Origin of the sequence: Pseudoalteromonas sp. BSi20652 (assembly GCF_000239855.1) — a bacterium.
Classification (GTDB): Bacteria; Pseudomonadota; Gammaproteobacteria; order Enterobacterales; family Alteromonadaceae; genus Pseudoalteromonas.
Map to the genome: position 1 here is coordinate 1 of NZ_BADT01000189.1, position 3,944 is coordinate 3,944.

2 protein-coding genes are annotated in these 3,944 nt (G+C 39.0%); both read left to right on the forward strand.

The window, feature by feature from the left end; genetic code table 11:
- The first annotated feature begins 72 nt into the window (after window positions 1-72).
- Window positions 73-2,163 carry a hypothetical protein gene (locus P20652_RS03825; protein WP_008171279.1) on the forward strand — a complete coding sequence of 697 codons (2,091 nt, stop codon included), beginning with the start codon at window positions 73-75 and terminating at the stop codon, window positions 2,161-2,163.
- A gap of 117 nt (window positions 2,164-2,280) precedes the next feature.
- A complete protein-coding gene (locus P20652_RS03820; RefSeq protein ID WP_008171280.1) occupies window positions 2,281-3,780 on the forward strand; it encodes a DUF2235 domain-containing protein in 1,500 nt (499 codons plus the stop codon).
- Window positions 3,781-3,944 lie beyond the last annotated feature (164 nt).

Genomic DNA, 3,944 nt, shown 5'->3' on the forward strand with positions numbered 1-3,944 from the left:
CTTTTTTGCACTTTGCGTACCTAAAGTAGTACGATATGAGAATATTTTAATAACATCAAAGGATTGGCGGTTATGAAAAAGCTACTTCTCGGACTTATAATTATAGCGGCTTTGGCTTTATACCTATTTAAAACCCAGCCTAACACAGCCGCTGTAGAGCAGACCAACGTGGCTGCACCAAATGCCACTGAGCCTAGTTTAGTTAATAAAAAGCAGCCCGCAGAAGGCACCCCGCTACGAATAGTCACAGATCTAAAAAAAGATATTCGCCTTTGCAGAGATCAATCACAGCAACAACATATAAAAATAAATAATTTAAACCAATCGCTTGTTTCATTTTTTGTGAGTGAGCTTAAAAAAGGGACGTCGGTCCCTACGATTTTAAAGTATGCAAACCTATCAGAAATCAATAAGCGTCAATATATTGCCTTTTTAAGAGATGCCATAGTTGCGGAGCAAAAACAGCAGCTTAATATTACTAGCTCTTTAAACGAATTAGCTAATTGGCAAGGCATTGAGGCAATTAAAGGCTTCACCAATGATAAAGTAAAAGAAATGATTCAACAGCTTGGAGGTAATAAGCATAGCCCTCCAGGACTTACTCTGAGTGTACCCCTTGATGAAAATGTACAAAAAGAAACCCTTTATGCTTTATTAAACAACACTGATACATTTACCACTTACTCTAAAACGTTTATTAAACTTGAAGGCAGTGAGGTTATTTCCCCGGCTACATTGTTTGTGCTTAATGCAAATAAATTTACCCCAAAAGAGTTTGAGCAGGCAATTTCATCTAACCAATTTACAGTAAATGAAGTGGCTACTGCGATTAAAAACAACATTCCTAATGAGTATATTTTTGCGCTTATGAAGCAGGTGCCGTTACTCGATGCTATGCCGCTGTACGAAGAAAATTCTGTTTTGTATAACATGGCTGATATTGCCGTAAGCCAGTTTAATTTACCGCTTGTAAAAGCACTGCAGCAACTAGGCGTAACACCAACCAATCAGCCAGGCTTATTTACGGGTTTAGACGTTGCAATAGTAAGCCTGCCTAAAAGTGGTAACTTAACACTAGCCCCTTTAGATGCAAAGCATACTCAAATGTTAAACTACCTTACAGAGCAGGGCTATAAAGCTCATAGCGGCAATGCTAATGACGATCTAAATAGCAAAGGCGTTTTTTTTGTAAGTGATTTTATTTACCAGCAAGGCGCCTATATTAATGGCCAGGAAAACCCTGAGCAATATGCTTACTTTAACCCTATTGGTAAAATAGATAACGCCACATTGCCTCAAGTGAGTGAGCCCGATAATTCTGATGTTGCACGTTTTTTAGTAGGTTTGAAGCAACAAAAGGAAGATCTAGATAATAAAAGACAAAACTGTGAACTATTACAGCAGCAGTTAAGTGCTACTGAACAATTACACTCTACTATGCGAGCATATAATACGGTGCTAGAGGTAAAAAAAGAGCACGGTAATAACTTCGAATATGTTTTACAAGAACAAGACCCCGTATTAGTTAATTACTGGTGGAGTATACTAAGTAATCAGCTTTCAAACGATAGAAGTCATAGCGCGTTCAGCGAATATTTGTCTGAAAAAGATTACCAAAAAGCTTATGAGTACAGCCTTAGTACACCATTAACTCAAACAGAAACCGATACACTTTTTACATTCCTACTATTAGAGCCTCATGACTTTATAACGATCTGGCAAAGCCGAGTTGAACCTAAGCCACCGAGTGATTTAGCAAGATTAAGTCGTTTTCCGCTTGAGCAATGGCAAAAGCTTAAACAAGCTGGTTTTGATTTTTCGATTACCGATATACATGGGCGCGACGTTTATACACAAGCTATGTTAGTCACCAGCGACGTAGTACAATTTTTAATTGATAATAAAATACCCGCTGATTTAGAAAAATTAGGCGTAGATATGCTCGACTTAGCGCTTGAGCAAAGCTACACCAAAGGGGAGTTAAGCCCAATGATTCCTTTAGCCCTGCAGCTTGTTGAGAAAATTGAACCGAATCACCTTTCTCGCGCAGCACGATTAAAAACGTTTTATCCTGAGGTTTACGAGCAATTAATTAAGTTAAACCCCGCATTGAAACCCGCAGAGGGCACGCAGCTAAATCACTATACTTTTAATAACCTATAACCCGCACTTTTAATACGCCAACAAATTAGTTGGCGTATTTGTTACTAACCTAAATATTGTCTTTAATATTTAACATTGTCTGTGTAGAGTATTTAAAACAACTAAGGGAATTGGGTTATGACAGGCAAAACGCTAATTTTTAACTTTGACGGCACAGGAAACGAGCCCCGTGATGCAGAGCAATTTAGCTCAGATCATTTTAAAGAAGACGTCAGTATTTCTAATATTCTAAAATTGCATTTACTACTTGGCGGTAAATTAGAAGACTCCCCCGTTACTCCATTTGCTAACCAACTCAGTTTTTATTATCAAGGTATTGGTACCAAAGGCAGCCGCCTTAAACGTATTTTAAACCAAGCCCTCGCACCACAAAGTGATGACGTAGCCAGTATATTAAATCAAGCATTAAGCGACTTTAAAGCTCACTATCAACTAGGCGATACTATACTGCTAACAGGCTTTAGCCGAGGCGCTGCGCTTGCCAGACGTTTTGCTAAATGTTTAGAGCCCTTAATAAGCAACAACGTGTATGTATGTGTGTTTGATACTGTCGCCTCTATTGGTTTATCTAAAGTAAGTAAAGCTACACGCGGCGCAGAACACGTTATTTTTGAAAACCACACCATTGCCAACAATATTACTCAAGCGCTGCACTGCGTAGCCCTTGACGAAAAACGCCGTGCGTTTGAACCCACGCTAATGAACCATCAAAGTAATATTACCGAACTGTGGTTTGCAGGTGCGCACTCTGATATTGGTGGAGGTTATTATCGCGATGGCCTTGCTGATATTTGCCTGCGCTATGCACTGGAGTGGTTAATAGAGCAGCCGCTTACTATATCCTTGTTAACCAGTCACGATATTGATTACGAAGCATTGCTGCCCAATAGCAATTTAATAGCACAAGATGATGTAACCGTTATTCCTGATCCACTCGCATTAAGCCATCAGCAAAATTACTTTTGGTTCAATCCACTATTTAAATTAATTGATAGAGACTGCCATGTACTCATTAATAACGAAGCCAGTAAACTTGAGCCTTTAATACATCACAGCGTAGCTGAGCGAATAAACAAACTAACGAGTTACCGTCCTGAATCCCTTAAAAAACAGCACTACAAAGTTAGCTACAGCGACAACAACACGCTTAGTTTTACAGGTCTTAGCGCGCACATTATGCTCGCAAATCAAAATATGAGTGTATTGGCAATAAACCAAAGCCAAGATGTAATGGTATTTGCCTCTGAACTTTATAACAATACAGGGCTAATGCTAGAGCAAGGCGCAACTTATCGCTTTACGCCCTACCCTGATCAGTATTGGTTTGATGATGGTATAAAATGCTCACCTTTGGGTTGGCATCGCGATAACGTGAAACTTGGCGTAAAAGAAATTCCCATTGCTTTACTAGAACCCTTTAGAAGACTTGCACGCGCGCAGTGGTTTTCATTAGTTGGTGCCATTAATAAAAACGACGATTATTTATTTGAAATAGCAGGCGGCGCTGATATTCAAATAGAAAAATCCGGTGCGTTTTGCCCGTTTGCAAATGACTTAGACCGATTTTATGGTGCTAATACCGGTAAGATTAAATTGAAAGTAACACGTTTGAGTTAACTCACTTAGTTTGCAACATTTGTATAAAAAACGCTTATAGGCGTTTAAAAGCACACTTTTACATTTAGTCGGATGCATCAGTAAACAAGTAATTAAATCACCACCGAGAAGTGAAGGAGAAAATAAGGAGCAGTGACTAACCATTACTCGTGTTTTCTCTGTGT